The sequence below is a fragment of the Flavobacterium kochi genome (genome assembly GCF_048286715.1).
GTDB lineage: Bacteria > Bacteroidota > Bacteroidia > Flavobacteriales > Flavobacteriaceae > Flavobacterium.
The window spans coordinates 150,453-172,111 of record NZ_JBLVPW010000011.1; the positions used below are offsets into that span (position 1 = coordinate 150,453).

Sequence of the window (21,659 nt, forward strand, 5' to 3'; positions counted from 1 at the left end):
AGTACTAATCTATTATAGCTTTTTAACTTTTTACCTCCAACAGGAAACGACTTTACGTAAGAACAGCGATTCCAGATAAATTTATTAACCGTCTCGAAAGAAAACAGGGGTGAAAATAAAATATACGAGAAGATAGCTGGTTACTTAATCGCTTATGCCTGCCCTGAAGCCGTCACATTATATGGAGAGAATGCCTGGTCTCGCTTCATCACAAGACCGAGTTGAAGAAACCTTATATGGACAACAGATGCGGAATGGCAGTGCAGAGGGGTTCGCTTTTTTTACCGAAGTTTTTCTATCCTTTGGCTGGGCAAAAACCCTCTCCAAAGCATTGGAAAGGATGGTAGAAATAGAACAAGTTTTCCGTGTGCACATTTTGAATATAACCCTATTAGTAAAACAATACAATTGTTTCTGCTTTACACATCAGATAATAAATAGCATTCCGGGAATTTTTCTATAAAGCCCTGTCTAAATGCGTATACCCGCCATCCACATAAACTAACTGACCTGTGGTGTGACTTGATTTTTCAGATAAAAGAAAGGCAACCATATTGGCAATTTCTTCGGCTGTCGTCATTCTTTTTTCGAATGGAATTATATCCGAAATTTCTCTTAACTTTTCTTCGGGATTGTCAAATGTATTAATCCATGTTTGATACAATGGGGTAAAACATTCCGCTACAATAACCGCATTCACGCGGATACCGTATGGCAACAATTCTACCGCCCATTCTCTGGTTAAGGCATTGCGACCTCCATTTGAAGCCGCATATGCCGAAGTATTTCCTTGTCCGGTGTCAGCGGTTTTTGAACCAATATTGACAATGCTTCCTTTGGACTTTTTTAATTCAGGCAAAGCATGGTGTGCCATCAAATAATAATGCACCAGATTTTTATGCAGTGAGGCCATGAAAGATTCATAATTTCCGCTTTCAAGTCCAACACCGTCATTGACACCTGCATTATTGATAAGCCCATCAATTCGGCCACATTCAGCCACGACTTGCTTTATAGCTTTTTCACAGTCTTCCGGATTCGTCAATTCGGCTTGGGCATATTTTGCACTACCGCCAGCAGCTTCAATTTCCCTAACCGCCTTCAGATTATCGGCTTCGCTTCTTCCGATAATAAAAGGGATCGCTCCCTCTGAAGCCAACACTTTGCAGATTCCTAAACCAATTCCTTTGGCTCCTCCGGTCACGATAATTATTTTGTTGTTTAAATCTAAATTCATTTTCGTTTTTTATAAATGATAAAATTCTTCTGCATTTCCCTGCAAAAAACTTCCCTTAGTAAAAAATCAACCTCTGATTCTCCCAGAACAATATGTTGGAACTTTCCGTTTTTTATACTGCGAAAAATACTCCAGTTTCATTGGCCTGAACTGGCACGAAACCATCAATATAATTTGCTTCGAGTAAGGGCAGTAAGTCAGCGGGCAAAAAATCCCGCCGAATATCCTTCAGGTCATCGCTAATCCAGAAATCGTTTACCTCGATGGTTGTTTAATCTCATTTCAATTCAAATATTTTTTCCATTAACATCCATTTTTCCCCTGACTTTGCAAATGGCAGCGCCTGTTGAAACTTCCACATCAATTCTTCCCATTGCTGAACCTTAGGATTATCGGCATCCATTGCTGCTTTTTTCTCAAAAGAAAAATCTTCACCGGCCTCTATAATCATGAATATGCGATTTCCGATACAATAAATATCCAGTACTTCAATTCCCGAATCCTTGATGCTTTTTAAAATTTCCGGCCAAACCTCTCGATGATGGGCTTTGTACTCAGCCATCAATTGTGGATCTTCCTTTAGATCCAGAGCCAAACAATATTTTTGTGTTGTCATGATTACTTGCTATAAGCTATCGCCACTTGTTTACTTGATCCTAATTCTTCCATTCCTAATTCAATAACGTCACCCACTTTGATGTAAATTGGTTCTGGCTTAATTCCCAAGCCAACACCCGGAGGCGTTCCGGTACTGATAACATCACCTGGCAGCAGGGTCATAAACTGACTCAGGTAATGAACCAAAAAAGGTATTTTAAAAACTAAATTGGACGTATTGCTGTTTTGGAATTTCTTCCCGTTTACAGTCAGCCACATCGCCAAATTGTTCACATCAGTAATTTCGTCTGTTGTTGCCATAAAGGGTCCTAGTGGTGCGAATGTATCGCAACCCTTTCCTTTTGCCCATTGTCCGCCACGTTCCAGTTGATACGCTCTTTCGCTGTAATCATTATGCAGACAATAGCCTGCTACATAATCCATTGCATCGGCCTCTTCCACATAACTGGCTTTCTTCCCCATAACAAACGCCAATTCGATTTCCCAATCGGTTTTCGTGCTGTTTTTTGGAATAATCAAATCATCATTTGGCCCACACAAAGCCGTAGTCGATTTAAAGAAAATAATAGGTTCTTCAGGAATCGGTGCATTGGTTTCTAAACAATGATCTACATAATTTAACCCAATACAAATAATTTTTGAAGGTCTTGCCACCGGTGAACCCAAACGAACAGAAGCATCCACTTCTGGTAATGAAAGACCGCTATCTAAAGCTACTTTTAATTTCTCCAATCCATTTTCTTCAAAAAATGCTTCATTGTAATCTGTAACGATTGAAGAAACATCAAACTTTTTTTCTCCAATTAAAATTCCTGGTTTTTCTTTACCGGCTTCTCCAAAACGTATTAGTTTCATTTTTTCTAGTTTTTACTGTATTGCAATTCTATAATTGTATCAATGGTATCCATTTTTATACCCTCTAAATATATATAAGTTCCCTCCGGTTTCGTTTCAAATTTTATTGTTTTTTTACTATTCAGCAAATTACATTTTACAATTTTATTTTTCATTTCCGGAATTAAAATATAAGGGTGCTTTTCAGGCGTTTTAATAATGTGGGCATACCCTATTTTATCTTTGGTCGTAACTACTCCCCATTCTTGTGTTTTCATAACAGCCCCCCTGGTTCCATAAATACTTTGTCCGTTTATTTTCATCCAGTCTCCCATTTCTTTTAGGGTGGAAACAAATTCAGGCTGAATGGTTCCGTCCGGCATTGGACCTACGTTCAACAGAAAATTAGCATTAAGGCTTGCTGCATTAACCATATAATGTATTAAATCCTTTGTCGATTTATATTTTTTATCTGTGATATTAAACCCCCAGGAATCATTCATGGTTTCGCAAGTCTCTAATGGCAATTGTGAAACGGATTGTCCTCCAAAACCAGTCGAATTACCTCCCGGTAAATCTTTTTCAAATGCCTGAAAATCCTCTCCGGGAATTGGCGTCAAATGATGATTGTTTGAAATCAGACATTGCGGTTGCAAAGAATGAATCAATTTATAGATCTCATCATAATGCCAGTTTACTTTTGACTGTAGGGTTTTGTCAGTATCATTATCCAATTGATCCCAATGTCCGTCAAACCAAATTCCATCAATTTTTCCATAATTGGTCAGCAACTCGGTCAATTGTGCCTTCATAAAACGGATGTAACTTTCCCAATCACTCTTTTGGGTTCTCCCCGTTCCTTGTCCTGTTTTTCCGGTTTCATACTGATAATCGCTTCGGTACCAATCCAGCAACGAATAATAGCAGAATAATTTGATTCCTGCTGCATGACACTCCTCAGCTAATTGTTTTAAAGCATCTTTCCCATAAGGCGTATTGGTAATTTTCCAATCGGACTGTTGGGTGTCCCAGTTGCTGAAACTGTCGTGATGACGGGTAATAAAAGTAATGTATTTCATGCCACCCGCTTTCGCAGTAGCCACCCATTTCTTGGCATCAAAGTTTTGTGGATTAAAAATATTGATCAGGCGTCCGTATTCTTTCACACCAATTTTCCTGTTATTCATCACCCATTCCCCATCGCCCAAGACACTCGACGCCCCCCAATGGATGAACATTCCCAATTTCATGTCTTGAAATTCTTTTCTTGCCGCCAGGTTTTCAGCAGACGGTGTATACGTTTGCGCCTGCAAAGCCATTGTAACAACACAGCTAAATAACAGACTCGATAGTAATTTTATCATAATTATTATTTTTTTTCCTCTTTGTTAAAATACAATCCCATTTCGGCCAATGCAGGCTGTAATCTGGCTGATAGAATACGTAACCTTACTTTAGATGCCGTTATAGCCGGAAACTCTAACAAACGTTTAAATCCAATAGTCGTTCCTTCGGTTGCTTTTTTCCATTCTTTATTATCCCAATATTCTAGCACAAATTTTTCCACCCTTTGTCCAATGCGTATGTTTTCCTGAAGCAGTAAAACATTAAATGTTTTTTCTCCATTCAAATTCATTTCAACCGTATTATTATTTCCTTTCATCGAAAATGAAAGATGGGTAGCATCATTACCATCGAGCAACGGCTTTATTTTTTTAACCGCTCCAACTCCTTTTCCCTCTTTCAGAAAATTTACTTTAAATATATTGTCCAATTTCTCTTTCCAGGTTTTCAAAGCGGCTATATCAAAATCAGTAAGCAATCCTCTTTTATCGGGTGGGATATTCAATAACAACACTCCGTTTCTTCCTACCGAATGAAAATAAATTTCTTTCAGATATTCCGGGGTCTTCACTTTTTCATCTTCCGTCTCATGATAAAACCATCCCGGACGGATGGATACATCCGTTTCGGCAGGATACCACTTTAAGGCATCTCCATCCCTTAATTGGCTGCGGCTTCCTAAAACCTGGCCTCTCATATCTCCTGCTGGCGGCGCATCCGCTTTGGTTTGTGAGCCTTCGTTTAATTTATTTTTTTTTCCAACCGGCACCACACTCCATTCTTCCTCACGGCCATGCCCGCTCTCTGTTCCTACCCAACGTACATCAGGACCTGAAACCGCAATTACTGCTTGCGGTTGTAATTTTCGAATATGGGCATACCATCTTTCAAAATCATACACCTGTTTCTTGCCGTTAGGGCCTTCTCCATTGGCACCATCAAACCATACCTCATCCACTTGCCCATACTGGGTTAGCAATTCCGTTAACTGATTGATAAAAAAATCGTTGTACGCCTCCGTTCCATAAGAGGGGTTATTCCTGTCCCAAGGCGATAAATAGATGCCAAAACCTACTCCCAATTCCTTACAGGCGTCGGCTACCTCTTTTACAACATCCCCTTTTCCGTTCTTCCATGGACTGTTTTTTACGGAATGCTCCGTAAACTTAGTTGGCCACAAACAAAAGCCATCATGATGCTTTGCAGTAAGAATAACTTGTTTGATTCCGGCTTCTTTACAGGCTTTTACCCATTGTCTTGCGTCTAATTCGGTAGGATTAAACAATTTAGGATCTTCGTTCCCATTTCCCCATTCATTACCGGTAAAAGTATTAATTCCAAAATGAAAGAATCCGGTCAGCTCCAGACGTTGCCAGCGCAATTGCTGTGGTGAAGGCACAATATTGGCTGCAATTTTGACCAATTCCTCGTCCGACATTGACGTATTGATAGGTGCAAAATTTTTTGTTTGCGCAAAACCTACCGTTGTCAGCATTGCCATTAAAAACCCTAAATCCACTCTGTTTTTCATTCTATATTTTATTAAATTATTTAAGAATTAAAATGTTATTCAACAACATAAATAGTGACACTTCTTGCACCATGCACCCCAGTTACTAAAGACTGTTCAATATCGCCTGTTTTTGATGGACCGACAACGTGATTAGTCTTTTATATGCTCTTTTACATCCGAAACACAACTCCGAAAGACTGTCCACAACAGGTTTGATATAACGGAAAATCACAATGCACCCTAACTTTTCTAACAATTGTAGCGCAGCAATTCCTGCCAATGAATAAAACTGATCTATATAACAGGCTATGAATAAGGCTACTTCATTAGTTATTTAATTTTATAAAACCACCATCAATAGGGTAATCAGAACCGGTAATAAAACCAGCTTCATCACTGCAAAGGAACAAAGCCAGTGCCGCAACCTCATCTGGTTTTCCCATACGTCCTATTGGTTGTGATTGAGACAATTTTTCGAAAATTTCTGCTTCTTTTCCGGGATAATTTTTAGCAATAAATCCATCCACAAACGGCGTGTGCACTCGTGCCGGTGAAATAGAATTACACCGGATATTCTCACCAATATAATCCTTGGCAACAGACAGCGTCATAGCCATTACAGCACCCTTAGCAGTTGAATAAGCAAACCTATCCGAAATACCTACCCAAGCCGCAATAGAAGCCATATTCAAAATAACGCCTCCGCCTGAATTTCTAAATTGTGGTATGGCAGCATGCAAACAATTGTATACGCCTTTTACATTCACATTCATAATACGGTCAAAGTCTTCTTCTGCAGTGGTATCCACTTTGCCTATATGAGCAATTCCTGCATTGTTTACAAGAATATCGATATTCCCTATTTTTTCGAATGTTGCCAATACCTCTTGCTGGTTGGCCACATTACAGGCATGCGAAAATACCTTTCCACCGTTTGCCTCTATTTCGTCAACAGCCGTTTTGGCGCTTTCTTCTGTCAATTCCATAATATGCACTTCAGCACCTTGTTTTGCAAATAAAGCAGCAATTGCTTTTCCAATTCCGCTACCACCTCCGGTAACTACCGCTTTTTTATTTTGTAATGAAAACATATCAATTTTAATTTAGATAATAGATTTATAGATGACAGACTAAATTCATGGCCCCTTTCTCCTTCCCTCCTTCAAAGGGCCTGGGGAAGAATATTTCTTATAAAGACACGCCACGCTTCCACGGAATAAAATCATCTTGGTTTAACAGCACTGCTTTAGGAATAATTTCGCCACTCGCCGCTTTAATACAATACTCCAAAATGTCTTCTCCCATTTCTTCGATGGTTTTTTCACCACTAATGATCGGACCACAGTCAATATCAATAATATCGCTCATTTTTTTAGCCAAAACTGAGTTAGTGGCCACCTTAATCACAGGACAAACAGGATTACCTGTTGGTGTTCCCAATCCGGTAGTAAATAAAATTAACGTTGCGCCAGATGCCGCTTTACCGGTTGTTGCCTCCACATCATTCCCGGGCGTGCATACCAGATTTAATCCTGGTTTAGAAACTATTTCTGTATAATCAAGTACATCTACCACTGGGGCAGTCCCTCCTTTTTTGGCAGCACCAGCACTTTTGATGGCATCGGTAATTAAACCATCTTTAATATTTCCTGGAGACGGATTCATGTGAAAACCCGAACCTACCTTATGTGCCAAAGCATCGTAAGACTGCATGAGGTTGATGAACTTTTTCCCGGCCTCTTCGGTAATGCAACGGTCAATCAGATTCTGCTCTACACCACACAATTCAGGAAATTCAGCTAATAATACTTTACCGCCTAAAGCCACCAGCAAATCGGCAGTGTAACCTACGGCAGGATTTGCTGAAACCCCGCTGAAACCATCACTACCACCGCATTTAACCCCCAAACACAATTCGCTTAAAGGAGAAGGTGTTCTTTCTTGCTTATTTATTTCAATTAACCCCTCAAATGTTTTTTTAATGGCATTGGCCACCAATTGCTCTTCGCTATTGGATTGCTGCTGCTCAAAAACAAGCAGCGGTTTGTCAAATGACGGATTTTGTTTTTTAAGGTCATTCATAAAATCCTGCACCTGCAAGTGCTGGCAGCCTAAACTTAATACCGTAATACCTCCCACATTGGGGTGATTGGCATAAGCAGCTAACAATGAACTTAAGGTAGCTGCATCCTGACGCGTTCCTCCACAGCCTCCTTGATGATTTAGGAATTTGATCCCATCGACATTTTTAAACACACGCTTTGTAGTGGTAGCTGGTGTCAGTTGCATGTCAACCGAATCAATAGCTTCCCCTTTTTGATAAGCCTCCAACAACTGGTGTGTATACTGGGTGTACTTATCGCTAACAGAATAGCCCAACTCGTTTTGTAAAGCTTGCTTTATTACATCAAGGTTTCGGTTTTCACAAAAGACCGTTGGTACAAACAGCCAATAATTGGCAGTTCCTACACGACCGTCTTTTCTTCTATACCCCTTAAAAGTACTATCTTTGTATTTGGAAACATCGGGTGCCTGCCATGCAAAATCAACATGACGATATCCATAGGGTTCAGCCGCATGCTTAAGATTTGACGTTGTCATTAGGCTGCACTTAGCTACATCATGCTGCACTTTACCCACTAATACCCCATACATAATTACCTCATCACCCAAACTTAAATCAGTCGTGTAAAATTTATGCTTTGCTTTAATGGCTTCCCGAAGAACATACATTTGTTCTTCAAAAACCACTTTTTCGTCATTTGCCAAATCAGTTAAAGCCACCAGTACATTATCCGCTGGGTGCATTTTGACCACCAGTCTTTTAACTCCTTTTTCTAACATCCTTATATAAATAGAATTTATGCTTTGTTTGTTTTGTGCCCATTGAATGCAAACAATAATATTACAGCAAAACAGATTAAGGGCACCATATAACCATATTGAATATTACCTGTAATATCTGAAATCAACCCTAATACAGGAGGCAATAATGCGCCTCCAACAATTGCCATCACTATCAGTGAAGACCCAATTTTAGTATTATGTCCCAGTCCGTCAATTCCCATGGAAAAAATAGTTGGAAACATGATGCTCATAAAAAATGCAATGGCTATTAAAGTATAAACCACTACCATCCCCGTTCCCGTTATAGCCAATAATGACAAAAGAATATTGATAGTTGCATACGATATCAGTAATTTTCGTGGTGCTATGTATTGCATCAAAAAAGTTCCCGCAAAACGCCCTAACATGAATGCCAATCCGAAAAAACCTAAATATTTAGCTGCACTATCCTCTTCAAGACCGGCTGTTGTGGTGGCCATTTTAATAAAAAAACTCGCAACGCAAACTTGCGCCCCCACATAAAAAAATTGAGCCACAATTCCCCATCTTAATTTCATTGATTTTAAAGCGCCTCCAAAACTTGCTACCTCAGCTCCCTCTCTATCTTCATCTTTTACATCGGGCATATTGGTGAAATAAAAAACCACTGCCACCGCCAGAATAATCAAACCCAAGATAAGATAAGGCATTTTAACGCTTGCTGCCTCTGCTAAAAGATAGGTATGCAATTCGGAGGGTGCCATGGCATCCATCTCCGTCTTGCTTAAGTTTTTCCCGGATAATATCATTGGACCAATATAGGCCGGAGCAATAAAAGCAGCTAATCCATTAAAGGACTGTGAAAAATTCAATCTTTTGGTTGCCGTTTCTGCAGGTCCTAATATGGTAACATAAGGATTGGCAGCAGTTTCTAAAAATGTCAACCCGCACGCGATAATAAACAAAGCCCCCAGAAAATAGATATATTGCAAGGAATTTGCCGCAGGCACGAATAAAATGGATCCAATACCAAATAAAACCAATCCAATCATGATTCCCGATTTGTAGCCATACTTTCGCATGATATAACCCGCAGGCAAAGCCATAACAAAATAAGCTATGAAAACAGAAGAGTCAATCAATGACGATTGCAAATCGGAAAGATTGAAAGCTTTTCTTAAATGGGGAATTAAAATAGGATCCAGATTGTGAACGAATCCCCAGAAAAAAAACAGACTGGTCACCAATATGAATGGGAACAACCAGCTTTTTGCTTCTTTAGAAACAACCTTACTTTGAACATCCGACTGAGCAATTAGTGCCATACGTATTTTATTAAATTTAAACTGTTTTAGAATTCGAAAGGTATAATTACTATGGTATATTTATTAATTCAATATTATCTTTGTTTAATTATTAATTATCTTTGCAAAAAAAGTGAAAATTGAAAAAACAAAAATAACCTCTTATTTAAACAGTTCTGTTTCTGTTATTTCTCGTGAAGATTCCTTTTTTCAGTCCCCATTCCATTCGCATCCTGAACTCGAATTAGTCTATATAAAAGAAAGTTACGGAAAAAGAATCGTTGGGAATTCAGTAGAACCATTCGTATCCGGCGATATGGTATTTCTTGGTTCAGACATCCCACATGTATGGCTTAATGACGAAATTTATTATCAAGGTATCAATAAATTAAAAGCAAAAGCCATTGTAGTTTACTTTAACAAAGATATTTTTGGGCCTGCCTTTTATGAACTAAAAGAAACGCAAAAGATTAATAGCCTTTTTAGCAAGGCTGATAAAGGGCTTTATATTAGCGGAAAAACGAATGAACTAATTGCCAAAAAATTAGAAAAACTCGTAAACAAAAAAAACTTTGAAATCATTATCGGCCTTTTTGAAATTCTATCTCTTCTTTCAGAAAGCACTGACCTGACTTTCGTCAATAATGAAGCCTATTCTCCAATAAACAATCAAACAAAAAACGATCGCCTTTCAGATGTTTTCCAATATGTAAAAGAAAATTACAAGGAAGATATTTCACTTGTTGAGATTGCCAAAATTGCCAATCTTACCCCTACCTCTTTTTGCAGAATGTTTAAATTGAAAACCAAAAAACATTTTGTGGAATACCTAAATGAAATCCGAGTTTCCAATGCCTGTAAATTTCTCATTGAAACAGATATGGGCATGTCTGAAATCGCCTATGAATGCGGTTACAAAACGGTTTCCAATTTCAATAAGCTATTCAAAAAATTGACAGCGACAACTCCTAAAGAATACCGAAAAAATACCGAATCCTAAGTTTTTTTTGAAACTATTTAGTATCCTCCAAAGTAAACGAACCCAAAGTAAAATAAAAACATGAATTCCACGAAGTAACCGCTATTGGTAAAGTCAAAAAAGGTATACCAAAGCTTTTCAATCCGCTGATATAGGGTGCACATTGACAAAAAGTTAATTTATAAAAAAAGTTTACAAATCATGAAAAGGACTTTATCTACTATAACTTTTGGCACCTAAACACGTGCCTATTTTATCAAGTTAATTTTTTTTTTAAATTTTGCTTAAAATTGTTCGGATCCAGGGCTTTAGAAAGCTTTCCTGGCAATAATTTTATAAAACTCTATATATTTTAAAAACGCACCCTTGTATTTCTAACCAAAATAGTATTCCTTTATCAATAAGTTTAGCTAATTCATTTTCAATATAATCTAAATCACAATTTACCTTACTATAATCAGGATGCGTGCGAACAAATTCAGAAAATTTCCATAGCGAAAAATTAATTTCATTATCAAACAAGGGTGAAATATCATATTCTAAGATTACCCCATCTTTTTCCACTGTACAGCCAGTTCACACTTCCAGTACCAAAAGTCATAACTGCTAACTCAAATTTTAATGAGCGCTTGTTTTATTATTATCACGACTATAGGCCTTGAAGGTCAACACAATTCCAGTAGTAAGAAGAACCATTTGGAGGGCGAGAACTACAGAGACGTTTTGAGCCCCTTGTTGAACCGCCTCTGGAAAGAACATCCTGCTCAGACCTCCCAGCATGATGAACCAACCCATGACAGTTATTAGAACAGACCAGCCTAGAGTCCAGTGATTGTGAGCACGGATGATTGAAAGTCCAGCAAGAAACCATAAAGAGCCTGCTAAATAGGTTTGTGTAGCTGGAACAGTTGCCCACATTTGAGAATTTATTGCTTCAGATACATTCATCACAATAAGAGTGGGACCCAGCAATTTTGCAATGTGTTTTGAATTGGTCATTTGAATTTGCTTTTATTTTCTGATCTGATTAATTTTTATCTCTCCGTATTTCTGAATCGCGCATATCTATATTTCGCCAATGTCTTAGGTCCCCACAAGAATACAACTACCGAGACATAGAAGACAGCCAGTAAAGCGCAGATGCGTGGGTCATAAAAAGGGACAGCTCTCTGCAAATTGTCCTGTGGCCACAGACTCCAAAACAAACCAAACGCCCAATGAAACAAAGCCATGGAAAACAAACTCTTTCCTGAATTGTTATAGACCCAAACGAACAAAACACGGGTCGCGACAGTGTAGAGGGCGTGCCACAAAATCCACTCAGAGGAGTAATACCCGCTAATGACAAAACCTGGAATATGATAGCCAGCCCACACTAATCCCAGTATTATACCTGACTTGAGCGCACTATAGCGCTGTTGCATCGGGTCAGTGGCATATCCGGTTAGGCCCAGTTCTTCACCAAAGGTCATAAAAAAGACTGTGCTGTAGCCCAGAAATGTAAAAAACGAAAAGTGCGGTGATGGAATTGAGGTTCCCGACAAGCATATTATCCAATAATCAAGAAAACCAATGCTGGGACTTAGAAACACTATCGGAAGATACCAGATTTTGGATTTAATATTACGAAAGTCATAGGTTCTTTTCAAAAGGGCGATAACGCCAGTCTTCCCGCTTTCCCGATGAATGAGAATCAGCGCTGCGACCATCGGCATCGCAAGTGGCAACTGAAATAATTTAAATCCCGGGAAAATTTGCACATCATAAATTGCACCAAACACCCAACATGGCGCAGATAAAACGAAAAGTAGTAAAAGAAAGTTGGGTAAAGATCTTTTTCTTACTTTGTTAGTGTTTTTATTATTAGTCTCTGTCAAGATCTTAAATTTTAACTCTATATTACAGCATCATGTTTTGATTTTGAAATGTCGTCCAAGGGTTCCCACTATGTCCAAAAGCCTCTAAACGAATTGATTTTTGTTAATTTGAATGTAAATATATTCGTTTTAAACTACAATTGTTTCTCTTTAAAAAAAAATAAGTTTGATTTAACTTTTCAAAAAAGGAATAGTAAAAGAGTTAAAAAGTGCTCTCAGAGCGCAGGTTATGGTATACTATCTTCCATCAGAGAACATGATTTGTCTACTACCAGGATCTACTGTTGGGACTTGCGATATTGGTGTAGTATCAATTGTGTTTTGATAACCTACAATAAAAAAATATTCGCCTATTAAACAATAAAACATGCTTTATACTTCATTTTTTGTTTACAAAAGTTACTTTTGTAATAAAAAAAGACTGAGACAGTTTATTATCATATTGCTTTCATCAATTCTATTACTTCCATCTTTTGGTAATGTGTTTGTATATGCCAAATTCAAAACAAATCAAGCTGAAATTGTAAAAACCATCTGTGTACAACGAAAATTAGTTTTTAATAGTTGTAATGGTCGTTGCGAACTGCAAAAAAGCTTAAAAAAATTCGAGGATAACGAAAAAAAAATGCAAAACAACCTTAAAGAAAAATTTGAGTTGGTTTATGTTCAGTTTTTTACAGAAAATAAATTGGAAGCTTTAAAATATATTCCAACTAACGGAGTACTTTTCTCGTATTGCGCTCAAAAACCAATCTCGGTTACAAACACCACCTTTCGTCCACCCGCCTGTACTATTTAGTAATTCCACTTTTCAATTTTTTGGACTGTATTTTATTGGTTTAAAGCCAATGAAATAGTTGTTATTATTTAAATTTGTATAGATAAAAATGAAAAATATATTTTTTAGCCTACTGTTAATGGGCCCGATTGTCCTTGCTCAAAATAAAGTACAAAAAGACACCCTACAATCTGAAAGTCTTAATGAGGTTTTCGTTACAGCCAATAGAACCGCCTCTTTACGCAAAGAGATTCCTGTTGCCATTAGTAAATTAACCTCAAAAACCATTAATGAAACGAAAGCTTCGGCATTGTACGAAATTGTCAATAAGATACCTGGTGTTTTAATGGTCAATCTCGGCAATGAACAACACATGATGGCAATTCGGCAACCAATGACCACCAATGCCTATTACTTGTATCTTGAAGACGGTTTACCTATTCGCCCAATGGGAATCTTTAATCATAATGCTTTATTAGAAATCAATCAATTTAACCTTCAAAGCATCGAGGTAATAAAAGGCCCCGTTTCTTCCTTATACGGTCCGGAAGCCGTAGGTGGAGCAGTGAATTTAATCTCACTTAAACCTCCCGTTGAACCTGAATTCAAATTTGGAATCCAGGCCGATCAATGGGGTTATAAAAGAATACAAGCTGCCGGAGGAGCCACTGTTGGTAAAGTAGGCTTTCATATTGCCGGAATCTCCAGTGACCAAAAAAATTCCTGGATGACTTTTTCCGATTATAGAAAAGACAATATTAATATAAGAATTGATTATGATATCAGCCCGAAAACCCGCTTAATCAGCAACACCATGTACGGGCAATATTATTCGGATATGAGCGGAGGCGTAAACGAAGATGATTTTAATAACAGAACCTATAAAAGCACCTCTGACTTTACATATAGAAAATCGGATGCGCTAAGAACCAAAATCTTATTAGAGCACGACTGGAATGATAATGCCAGTACTGCTGCAACAGTATATTACAGAGATAATAAATTAGGGCAAAACCCATCCTATGCTATTCGATGGATTCCTGGAAAAACAACAGCAACAGGTGAAGTCAATTCAAGCAATTTTAAAAGTTATGGCGCTTTAGCTCAGCATACGCAAAAATTTAATTTTTTAGACCTGCAAATGGTCGCCGGATTATTATATGACTATTCCCCAACAACCTACTGGGCATATCGTACGGATTTAAAAGCCAATTTAAACCCGGGCGGACTTACTGTCAAGAACTACGAAGTGATTGCTGAACGTCCCGACATTAAGCTTGTAAACTACACAGCTGACATCTACAATACTGCCGAATATGCGCAATTGAGTTTTAAGCCTTTTAGTCAACTGACAATCACCTCCGGTTTTCGTTATGACAACATGAAAATCAATTATAACAACACCTTAGATAATTCTACCGGTACCAAACTTTACAATAAACTTACTTTTAAAGTAGGCGCTAATTACAACCCTTTTGACAACGCCGGATTTTATGGCAATTATTCCCAAGGATTTGCACCTCCTGGTGTGACCGCTATTTTTAGGAGGAAACCTGGCACTGGCGGGACAACAGGAAAACCTACAGAATTTTACTATAATTTAGCACCAGCAACATTTGAAAATTATGAAATTGGAGGTTGGATCTCACTCTTGAAAAACAAATTATTTATTGATTATTCCTTATATTATATGGAAGGGAAAAATGAATTATTAAACATCAAACAACCTGATAATTCTACAGATTATCAGTCAGCCGGAGAAACACTGCATAAAGGGATAGAATTTGGGATTAACTTTAAACCTTCATCGGAATGGGCAATACGCGTTGGCGGAACGACAGCACAGCACACTTTTATAGATTTTAAAATTTCGGATAAACCAACCGATGCCTTACAAAAACTAGATGGTTTTGAAATGCCATCAGCACCAAAATGGTCAGGAAATTCGGAGTTGAGCTATTATCCAAAATGGTTACCCAATTTTAGAACTTCTGTAGAATGGCAATTGGTCTCCAGTTATTACCAAGATCAGATTAACATCGTGAAATACCAGGGATATAACGTGTTTAACGGAAGAATTGGATATAGCTATAAAAATATAGAACTATATGGAAATGTAATCAACATGGCAGACAGGCTCTATGCCTACAACGTGGCCAGAGGAAACACAAGCACTTCTTTGCCTGCTTATTTGGCTGCTGCTCCAAGAACCTTTTTGATTGGATTGCAATATAATTTATCTTTAAAAAAATAATTATTCGAGCTTATCCCGCTGTACGCTGCGAAAAAATCGTCGAGAAAAAGGCTGCTATCGGTGCCTAAAAAACTAAACAATGAACAAAAATATTCCGGAAGGAAATTCTTCAAAAAAGAAAGACTCGAAAATAGTCAAGAAAATCAAGCAAAAAATGTACCGCTGGCATCGCACATTAGGTATCATAACCCTAATTCCAGTTATTTTCTGGACTTTATCGGGGTTAATGCATCCCTTTATGGCTCACTTTTTTAAGCCACAAATTTCCAATGAAAAACTGGAGGTAAAACCAATCGATAAAAGCCAGCTCCATTATTCGGTTCAGGAGGTTTTGCAAAAAAATAAGATTACAAAATTTAAAAATTTTAGAATCGTTTCATTTGAAAATGGTACTTACTACCAGGTAAAAACAACAAAAGACGATCTATTGTATTTCAATGCTGCCACTGCTAAATCATTGGAGAACGGTGATCAAAAATATGCACAATGGCTTTCCAGATATTTCTTAAACGATCAAAAAAGTGCCATAAAAAGCACTGAATTGCTTACCGAATTTACTTCGCAATACAAATACGTCAATCGGTATCTGCCCGTTTACAAACTTAGTTTTGATCGCCCCGATGCGATGCAGGTTTATGTAGAAACTGCTTCAGGCAAATTGGCTACCTATAATCCTAAATCGAGACAAGCATTCATTTGGTTTTTCGATACCTTTCACAATTGGTCCTTTATTGATGCCATTAGCAACAATAGCCTTAGGATTATAATCATGATTTTGCTTCTTTCCATTATCAGCATTTCTGCTTTGAGTGGCATAGTGATCTATGGCCTTTTATGGAAACAGTTTAAAAAAACAGATAGCCAGAATCAAAAAAAAGGTTTAAGAAAATACCACCGCCAAATTGGAATTTGGATTTCCCTGTTCACCTTAACATTTGCTTTTAGCGGTGGGTATCACGCCACGACAAAATGGGAAACGTACACCTTGTCAAAAATGGTTTACGAACCCGTTTTTGAAAACAAAGACGTGGCAATTTCAAGCAACAGGCTTGCTTTAGACTGGAATCGTTTGGAAAATTTAAGTCTAATTACTCTTAATGACAGTGTCTATTATCGTTGCCAGTTAGTGGTACTAAAAAATAAAAAGTATGAAAATCCAAAATCCAATTCCAAATGGGATAAAAAAGAGAATTCAAAATCAGAAGTGATTTACATCAATACAGCAACGAATAGAGTGACTCCAAACATTGACCTTGAATATGCTAAATTCTTAGCTCTTTATTTTAGTAATAATGGAACAAAACCAGCGTGTTGTGAAATGGATGAAAGTCCTGAGCAATCAACTTTAGAAAATGTTTCATTATCAGAGATAAAAATCTTAAATGATTTTGAAAGCAGGGAATACGGTTTTGTAAACAAACGTTTACCTGTTGTAAAATTAGCTTTCGATACACCTGAAAAAACAACTTACTTTATTGAAACATCCACTTCAAGGTTAGCGGCTGTTATTGAAAACTCGGACACCATCGAGGGCTATTCCTTTGCCATTTTTCATAAATTCTTATTTATGGATTGGGCAGGAAAAAATGTTCGCGATTTCACAATGGTAGTAACGGCGTTAACCATTCTCTTAGTCAGTATTCTGGGACTGTTTTTATTTCTAAAAAACAAATAAATTTTATTCCTTTCAGGATTCAAAAAAAGTGTTCGATTCCATCTGAAAATTAATAGTTTGTAACAAAAACGCTCCGATATAGGAGCGTTTTTTAAGATCAATTTTCTAAAAATAAGTTGAAACGCCAATGCTAAATCCATCGGTTATTGCCGCCGGGTTTCCTAAAATATCGCTTTGTTTTTGAAAACGGTAATTCAACCTGAAAACAGTTTGTGAGCTAGGACGAAAACTTACTGCAGGCATTACACTCCAAAGGTCTTCTGCAATATTACCTCCTGTTTCAGTAAAAGTTCCAACGTTCCAATCCACATATTCTAATCGACAAGCAACGTTTAATACCGCATTTTTCCAGTCTAAAATATTTTTTGTCAGCAACGGTTGGACGACATCTACAAATCCTCCAAATTGTTTGCTGCCAAATTGCTGGCCATAGGTACTCGGAACATCTACCTTAATCCATGCCAATTCTGAGGTTATAAACGTTTTAATTTTAGGAAGTGTTGTATTAAAGTCTACTGCAAAAATAGCGACACGGCGTTTTTTGTCTAAAATTACTCCATCATCCTGATATTTATTGTAAACACCACCCATATACGATAGTCCCAATTCTCCAATTTTACTATTTCGGATGGCAATTTTACCAGTAAATAAAGGCAAACCGCTATTAATTTCTTCAAAACGCTCTGGATTATTTTTGGCAGCCGGCAGGAACGTTTTATTCTCTGAATTTTCAATTATCGAGTTATCGAAACTTCCTGAGAAATAAGCTTCATATCCAATCATCCAGTTCTTTACATATTTTTTTCCAAAAAAGCCTGCCCCTGCATTGCTAAAGGTTCCTGGCAACAGCTGTGTCGCTGAGATAGGCCGATCTGTAAATTCCCATTTTGGTCCATCATGATTTTGATTAAATGATCCAATCGGATTTACAATTATTCCTGCCCTAAAATTAGCCAATGGATGAAATTCAACATCAACCGAAGCAAACTCCACAGCGATTTCTTTTCCGCCATCCTCAAATTCGATTTCACTCAAAAATTTCACCCGTTTACTAATCGCCGCTGACATAAATATTGACAATCTTCTGGCTTGAAATTGATGCCCTTCGGAAACACCATCCGTTGAAAGATATTGCCAATTGGTTTCAAGATAACCACCAACAGTTACAGGGCTTTTTCCTATATTCAAAGACGGACGATTGTAAACCGCATCCATATTCAAAGCTTGTTTAGCACTGTCTTTGGGTGTTCTTTTTAACAACACAGGATCGATTTGTGAATAGAAATTTAGGGAAAATAAAAATGTTATACAGAGGAATTTTAATCTCATTTTAATGATATTTTAAGGGTACCGTTATCTATTGTAATTGGAAAATTTCGTAAATTTCTATCAGCTGGTCCGTTTTCTAGACTTCCCTTGTTGCTAAATTCACTTCCATGTGCCGCGCATTGTAATTTATCTCCAAAAACCTGTAATTCTGCTCCTTGGTGGGTGCACTGCATTAGTAGGGCGCTATAATTATCCGCGTCAAAACGATAAACACAAATGGGATATTTCAGTTTTTCATTTTGTATAACTACGTATTTTTTATAGGTTACAGTCTCTTTGTTCTTGATTTCAAAATCGGTTAACGGAACTAAAATATCAGAACCTTTTATCTCTTTTTCCGAAATTTTAGAAGTGCTACAGCTTTGCAATACAGCAAGAGCAGAAATGCCGCCTAAACAACCAAAACCACATGTTTTTAAAAAGTCTTTTCTGTTCATATTATAATGATTTTATAAATTTCAATAATGCTTCCCGCTCTGATTGTGAAAGATTTTGATAACTTGTTTTACTATTGTCTGCTTCGCCTCCATGCATTAAAATAGCGCTTTCAATACTATTTGCTCTACCATCGTGCATTAGAAAATACTTTCCTCCCTGCGAGTTTTCAGAATATCCAATTCCCCATAGCGGTGGCGTTTTCCATTCGTAAGTTTTGGCATTTCCTTCGGTATACCCATCGTCTAAACCGTGTCCTAAATCGTGTAATAACAAATCCGTATAAGGAGCAAACGTTTTGTAAGAAAGTGCGCTGATCGGAGAGTAGCCTGTTTTTAATTCCGATTTATGACAGCTGGTACAGTTGATTTTCTTAAAAATTGCTGCGCCTTGTTTAACAACTGCATCATTTTGATTGCGTTGAACAGGCGCTTTTAACGTCTGCAGATAAAAAACTACATTGTTTACCGTGCTGGTCGCAATTTCAGGATCAATCTCCAAATTAGTATAGGCATCAATAGGACTAAATGCAGAGGTAATGCCTATGTCCTGATTGTATGCGTTCACGGTTTGATGCAATAAGTCATGGGCAGCCGCTTTCTTGCCGAAACGACCTATATATTTCCCGTTTTTAGCAATCGCATTGGGATGCGGCTGCACAAAAGAAGGAATGCTTATCCAATTTGGCTCGCCAGAAATCCCATCTCCATTGCTATCGTTTGGGTCAGACATCGCCACGATATCAGCATCCGTTACAAATTGCAAAAAACCTAAACCTGTATTTGCCGGCGGTGTAAATTTAGAAAAAGTAGCCCCAAACGGAATTTCTTCCGGCAAATATCCCGGCAAAGCCCTATTTTGCAATTGAGGACCTCCCTGGTTTAAAAACAAATTACCTCTTTCATCTATTTGACCAAAGCGAGTGAGCGTAGTAAACGGGTGTCCTTTACCATCACCAGCATGACAACTGATACAGCTTGTCGCAACAAATGTAGAACCGAGACCTGTTTCACGGGTAAAAACTTCACTGAATGCTTCATCGCCTTTTAAGAAACGGGCAGACTCTTCATAGGAAAGACCATCAATGGGTCCGTCCAAAACTTCATCATCAGCCGGAATATCGGTAAAAGTGGGCTCACAAGATGTAAAAACCATTAATAAAAATAATAGTAAAGACAAGTTGAAAATTTTATTGTTCATCGTAATTTATTTTTAGGCAAAACTAAAAAAACTTTTAGATAATCACAACTTCCGTGTCAAAAAAAATATTTTTGAAATCATACCCAATTTTATCCATATTTTTACACCGTGAAATGGTTCAACTCCATATTGTCAATTTATATAGTAGCTCTTTCGTGTTTGCCCTGTGCAGACCTCGAAGTGGATAGTTCCGCGCGTTCTTCAGCACAATTTATAGTAAACAACGATAACCATTCGCACGATAAAGAAAACGATTTGTGCCCCCCATTTTGTATTTGCAGCTGTTGTGGTACTCAGGTGCTGATCTATTTTCCAGAAATTATATTAAATTTAGATGCTGCTGCTACTATTATCAAAATACCCTTGCCTACTTACAAATCAATTTTGATTTCTAATTTCTTTGGAAGTATCTGGCAACCGCCTCAAATAATATAATGAAGCCCGAGTAATTTCGGGTCAAAGAGTTGTGGCTTTTCCACGCAAAAAACGGGCAATACAATTGTCTGATTAGTCATTCATTATAGTAATACAGTGATACATAAAATCATAAATTTTTCAGTAAACAACAAGCTGATTACGGGAGTTTTGTTGGCTATATTTGTTATGTCGGGTCTCTATTCATTTACACAATTAAGTGTCGATGCGTTGCCTGATGTAACCAACAATCAAGTACAGGTAATTACAAATGCACCCAATCTGGCCACCCAGGAAGTCGAGCAATTTATAACCTATCCATTAGAAACTGAATTTAAATCAGTATCAGATATGGTCGAATTACGAAGCACCAGCCGTTCAGGTTTGTCAGTAATTACGATTGTTTTCAAAGACAATGTACCCGTGAACATTGCGCGTCAGCGCGTCGATGAAAAAATAAAAACGGCTGTCGACAATATTCCTAAACAATACGGAACCCCTGAATTATTACCTCCAACAACAGGACTTGGCGAAATTTTCCAATATGTATTAGTGCCGCAAAAAGGGTACGAACAAAAATACAATCTTACAGAATTAAGAACGATTCAGGACTGGATTGTTCGTCGTCAATTATTAGGGACCATTGGTGTGGTTGATGTCAGTAGCTTTGGTGGTAAACTAAAACAATATGAAGTATCGGTAAAACCCGAACGTCTGGCAGCCATTAACCTTACTCTTATTGATGTTTTTGACGCTTTGCAAAACAACAACGAAAACACAGGCGGAAGTTATATAGACAAAGGACCAAATATCTATTTTATTCGTGGCGAAGGACTGATTCAAAATCTGGATGACATCAATAGCATTGTCGTAAAAAATAATTCTGGTGTTCCCATTTTAATAAAAGACATAGCAGAAGTAAAATTGGTTCTTCGCCTAAATTAGTGGAAAGTCAAAAAATGACCTAATTTTAGGGCATGGAATTAGACGGATTGGGAGTTTTGTTAGGAGTTAAATCTCCATGGGTTTTAAAAAAGATAGA

The 21,659-nt window shown here is 37.6% G+C and carries 21 protein-coding genes and 1 pseudogene; 7 read left to right on the plus strand and 15 right to left on the minus strand.

Translation table 11 applies throughout. The annotated features are described in order from the left end of the window. The first annotated feature begins 154 nt into the window (after window positions 1–154). Complete coding sequence (locus ACNQGH_RS11865; protein ID WP_417956217.1) at window positions 155–463, plus strand: hypothetical protein; 309 nt, start codon at window positions 155–157, stop codon at window positions 461–463. Here ACNQGH_RS11865 and ACNQGH_RS11870 read toward each other — a convergent pair. The 9 genes and pseudogenes from ACNQGH_RS11870 to fucP all read right to left on the minus strand — a co-directional run bounded on the left by ACNQGH_RS11870 (window position 458) and on the right by fucP (window position 9,697). Next, window positions 458–1,237 (minus strand): SDR family oxidoreductase, encoded by a 780-nt coding sequence (locus ACNQGH_RS11870; RefSeq protein ID WP_417956218.1) that lies wholly within the window; start codon window positions 1,235–1,237, stop codon window positions 458–460. The two genes, ACNQGH_RS11865 and ACNQGH_RS11870, sit on opposite strands and share 6 nt — an antisense overlap. 277 nt (window positions 1,238–1,514) lie before the next feature. Then, entirely contained in the window at window positions 1,515–1,853 is a 339-nt protein-coding gene (locus ACNQGH_RS11875) for an L-rhamnose mutarotase (protein WP_417956219.1), read from the minus strand. A gap of 2 nt (window positions 1,854–1,855) precedes the next feature. Continuing rightward, complete coding sequence (locus ACNQGH_RS11880; RefSeq protein WP_417956220.1) at window positions 1,856–2,710, minus strand: fumarylacetoacetate hydrolase family protein; 855 nt, start codon at window positions 2,708–2,710, stop codon at window positions 1,856–1,858. Window positions 2,711–2,715: 5 nt separating this feature from the next. After that, on the minus strand, window positions 2,716–4,053 hold the full coding sequence (locus tag ACNQGH_RS11885) for an alpha-L-fucosidase (protein WP_417956221.1): 1,338 nt from the start codon (window positions 4,051–4,053) through the stop codon (window positions 2,716–2,718). Window positions 4,054–4,058: 5 nt separating this feature from the next. Further along, window positions 4,059–5,564 carry an alpha-L-fucosidase gene (locus tag ACNQGH_RS11890; protein WP_417956222.1) on the minus strand — a complete coding sequence of 502 codons (1,506 nt, stop codon included), beginning with the start codon at window positions 5,562–5,564 and terminating at the stop codon, window positions 4,059–4,061. Window positions 5,565–5,599: 35 nt separating this feature from the next. Continuing rightward, window positions 5,600–5,686 (minus strand): annotated as a pseudogene (locus tag ACNQGH_RS11895) (LUD domain-containing protein); the annotation flags it as partial. A 186-nt stretch (window positions 5,687–5,872) separates the two neighbouring features. Next, a complete protein-coding gene (locus tag ACNQGH_RS11900; protein ID WP_417956223.1) occupies window positions 5,873–6,637 on the minus strand; it encodes an SDR family NAD(P)-dependent oxidoreductase in 765 nt (254 codons plus the stop codon). A 97-nt stretch (window positions 6,638–6,734) separates the two neighbouring features. After that, a complete protein-coding gene (locus ACNQGH_RS11905; protein WP_417956224.1) occupies window positions 6,735–8,390 on the minus strand; it encodes a UxaA family hydrolase in 1,656 nt (551 codons plus the stop codon). Between the two features lie 17 nt (window positions 8,391–8,407). After that, a complete protein-coding gene (gene fucP, locus ACNQGH_RS11910) occupies window positions 8,408–9,697 on the minus strand; it encodes an L-fucose:H+ symporter permease (RefSeq protein ID WP_417956225.1) in 1,290 nt (429 codons plus the stop codon). A 112-nt stretch (window positions 9,698–9,809) separates the two neighbouring features. On the opposite strand from fucP, the gene ACNQGH_RS11915 reads away from it, so the two are divergent. Next, window positions 9,810–10,676 carry an AraC family transcriptional regulator gene (locus ACNQGH_RS11915; protein ID WP_417956226.1) on the plus strand — a complete coding sequence of 289 codons (867 nt, stop codon included), beginning with the start codon at window positions 9,810–9,812 and terminating at the stop codon, window positions 10,674–10,676. A gap of 312 nt (window positions 10,677–10,988) precedes the next feature. Here the strand turns inward: ACNQGH_RS11915 and ACNQGH_RS11920 are convergent, their stop codons facing one another. From ACNQGH_RS11920 to ACNQGH_RS11930, 3 genes are read right to left on the minus strand one after another with little or no spacing between them, the layout of a single operon-like run. Next, complete coding sequence (locus ACNQGH_RS11920; protein ID WP_417956227.1) at window positions 10,989–11,219, minus strand: DUF6896 domain-containing protein; 231 nt, start codon at window positions 11,217–11,219, stop codon at window positions 10,989–10,991. Window positions 11,220–11,273: 54 nt separating this feature from the next. After that, a complete protein-coding gene (locus tag ACNQGH_RS11925) occupies window positions 11,274–11,654 on the minus strand; it encodes a hypothetical protein (protein ID WP_417956228.1) in 381 nt (126 codons plus the stop codon). A 35-nt stretch (window positions 11,655–11,689) separates the two neighbouring features. Continuing rightward, window positions 11,690–12,532, minus strand: a complete 843-nt coding sequence (locus tag ACNQGH_RS11930; protein ID WP_417956229.1) for a CPBP family glutamic-type intramembrane protease — start codon at window positions 12,530–12,532, stop codon at window positions 11,690–11,692. A 625-nt stretch (window positions 12,533–13,157) separates the two neighbouring features. Here ACNQGH_RS11930 and ACNQGH_RS11935 point away from each other — a divergent pair. From ACNQGH_RS11935 to ACNQGH_RS11945, 3 genes are all read left to right on the plus strand, one after another. After that, a complete protein-coding gene (locus ACNQGH_RS11935; protein ID WP_417956230.1) occupies window positions 13,158–13,331 on the plus strand; it encodes a hypothetical protein in 174 nt (57 codons plus the stop codon). Between the two features lie 88 nt (window positions 13,332–13,419). Next, window positions 13,420–15,564, plus strand: a complete 2,145-nt coding sequence (locus ACNQGH_RS11940; RefSeq protein ID WP_417956231.1) for a TonB-dependent receptor — start codon at window positions 13,420–13,422, stop codon at window positions 15,562–15,564. A gap of 79 nt (window positions 15,565–15,643) precedes the next feature. After that, window positions 15,644–17,239: a PepSY domain-containing protein gene (locus tag ACNQGH_RS11945; protein ID WP_417956232.1), complete on the plus strand. Its 1,596-nt coding sequence runs from the start codon at window positions 15,644–15,646 to the stop codon at window positions 17,237–17,239. A gap of 105 nt (window positions 17,240–17,344) precedes the next feature. Here the strand turns inward: ACNQGH_RS11945 and ACNQGH_RS11950 are convergent, their stop codons facing one another. Genes ACNQGH_RS11950 through ACNQGH_RS11960 form a run of 3 tightly spaced genes read right to left on the minus strand, consistent with a single transcriptional unit; the run spans window position 17,345 to window position 20,203 of the window. Continuing rightward, window positions 17,345–18,568 (minus strand): hypothetical protein, encoded by a 1,224-nt coding sequence (locus tag ACNQGH_RS11950; protein WP_417956233.1) that lies wholly within the window; start codon window positions 18,566–18,568, stop codon window positions 17,345–17,347. Further along, window positions 18,565–19,005, minus strand: a complete 441-nt coding sequence (locus ACNQGH_RS11955) for a QcrA and Rieske domain-containing protein (RefSeq protein ID WP_417956234.1) — start codon at window positions 19,003–19,005, stop codon at window positions 18,565–18,567. The genes ACNQGH_RS11950 and ACNQGH_RS11955 overlap by 4 nt, the downstream gene beginning before the upstream one ends. 1 nt (window position 19,006) lies before the next feature. After that, on the minus strand, window positions 19,007–20,203 hold the full coding sequence (locus ACNQGH_RS11960) for a di-heme oxidoredictase family protein (RefSeq protein ID WP_417956235.1): 1,197 nt from the start codon (window positions 20,201–20,203) through the stop codon (window positions 19,007–19,009). Between the two features lie 108 nt (window positions 20,204–20,311). Here ACNQGH_RS11960 and ACNQGH_RS11965 point away from each other — a divergent pair, with 108 nt between their 5' ends. Together ACNQGH_RS11965 and ACNQGH_RS11970 are read left to right on the plus strand one after the other, a co-directional pair. Continuing rightward, window positions 20,312–20,638 (plus strand): DUF6660 family protein, encoded by a 327-nt coding sequence (locus ACNQGH_RS11965; protein WP_417956236.1) that lies wholly within the window; start codon window positions 20,312–20,314, stop codon window positions 20,636–20,638. A 96-nt stretch (window positions 20,639–20,734) separates the two neighbouring features. Continuing rightward, window positions 20,735–21,562: an efflux RND transporter permease subunit gene (locus tag ACNQGH_RS11970; RefSeq protein WP_417956237.1), complete on the plus strand. Its 828-nt coding sequence runs from the start codon at window positions 20,735–20,737 to the stop codon at window positions 21,560–21,562. The last annotated feature ends 97 nt before the right edge of the window (window positions 21,563–21,659 follow it).

Excerpts from the sequence above, each read along its gene's own strand:
- ACNQGH_RS11925 (WP_417956228.1), bottom strand. The coding sequence starts at position 11,654 with ATGACCAATTCAAAACACATTGCAAAATTGCTGGGTCCCACTCTTATT.
- ACNQGH_RS11905 (WP_417956224.1), bottom strand. The coding sequence starts at position 8,390 with ATGTTAGAAAAAGGAGTTAAAAGACTGGTGGTCAAAATGCACCCAGCG.
- ACNQGH_RS11865 (WP_417956217.1), top strand. The coding sequence starts at position 155 with ATGCCTGCCCTGAAGCCGTCACATTATATGGAGAGAATGCCTGGTCTC.
- ACNQGH_RS11935 (WP_417956230.1), top strand. The coding sequence starts at position 13,158 with ATGCAAAACAACCTTAAAGAAAAATTTGAGTTGGTTTATGTTCAGTTT.
- ACNQGH_RS11940 (WP_417956231.1), top strand. The coding sequence starts at position 13,420 with ATGAAAAATATATTTTTTAGCCTACTGTTAATGGGCCCGATTGTCCTT.
- ACNQGH_RS11950 (WP_417956233.1), bottom strand. The coding sequence starts at position 18,568 with ATGAGATTAAAATTCCTCTGTATAACATTTTTATTTTCCCTAAATTTC.
- ACNQGH_RS11945 (WP_417956232.1), top strand. The coding sequence starts at position 15,644 with ATGAACAAAAATATTCCGGAAGGAAATTCTTCAAAAAAGAAAGACTCG.
- fucP (WP_417956225.1), bottom strand. The coding sequence starts at position 9,697 with ATGGCACTAATTGCTCAGTCGGATGTTCAAAGTAAGGTTGTTTCTAAA.
- ACNQGH_RS11870 (WP_417956218.1), bottom strand. The coding sequence starts at position 1,237 with ATGAATTTAGATTTAAACAACAAAATAATTATCGTGACCGGAGGAGCC.
- ACNQGH_RS11885 (WP_417956221.1), bottom strand. The coding sequence starts at position 4,053 with ATGATAAAATTACTATCGAGTCTGTTATTTAGCTGTGTTGTTACAATG.
- ACNQGH_RS11960 (WP_417956235.1), bottom strand. The coding sequence starts at position 20,203 with ATGAACAATAAAATTTTCAACTTGTCTTTACTATTATTTTTATTAATG.
- ACNQGH_RS11900 (WP_417956223.1), bottom strand. The coding sequence starts at position 6,637 with ATGTTTTCATTACAAAATAAAAAAGCGGTAGTTACCGGAGGTGGTAGC.
- ACNQGH_RS11880 (WP_417956220.1), bottom strand. The coding sequence starts at position 2,710 with ATGAAACTAATACGTTTTGGAGAAGCCGGTAAAGAAAAACCAGGAATT.
- ACNQGH_RS11890 (WP_417956222.1), bottom strand. The coding sequence starts at position 5,564 with ATGAAAAACAGAGTGGATTTAGGGTTTTTAATGGCAATGCTGACAACG.
- ACNQGH_RS11875 (WP_417956219.1), bottom strand. The coding sequence starts at position 1,853 with ATGACAACACAAAAATATTGTTTGGCTCTGGATCTAAAGGAAGATCCA.
- ACNQGH_RS11955 (WP_417956234.1), bottom strand. The coding sequence starts at position 19,005 with ATGAACAGAAAAGACTTTTTAAAAACATGTGGTTTTGGTTGTTTAGGC.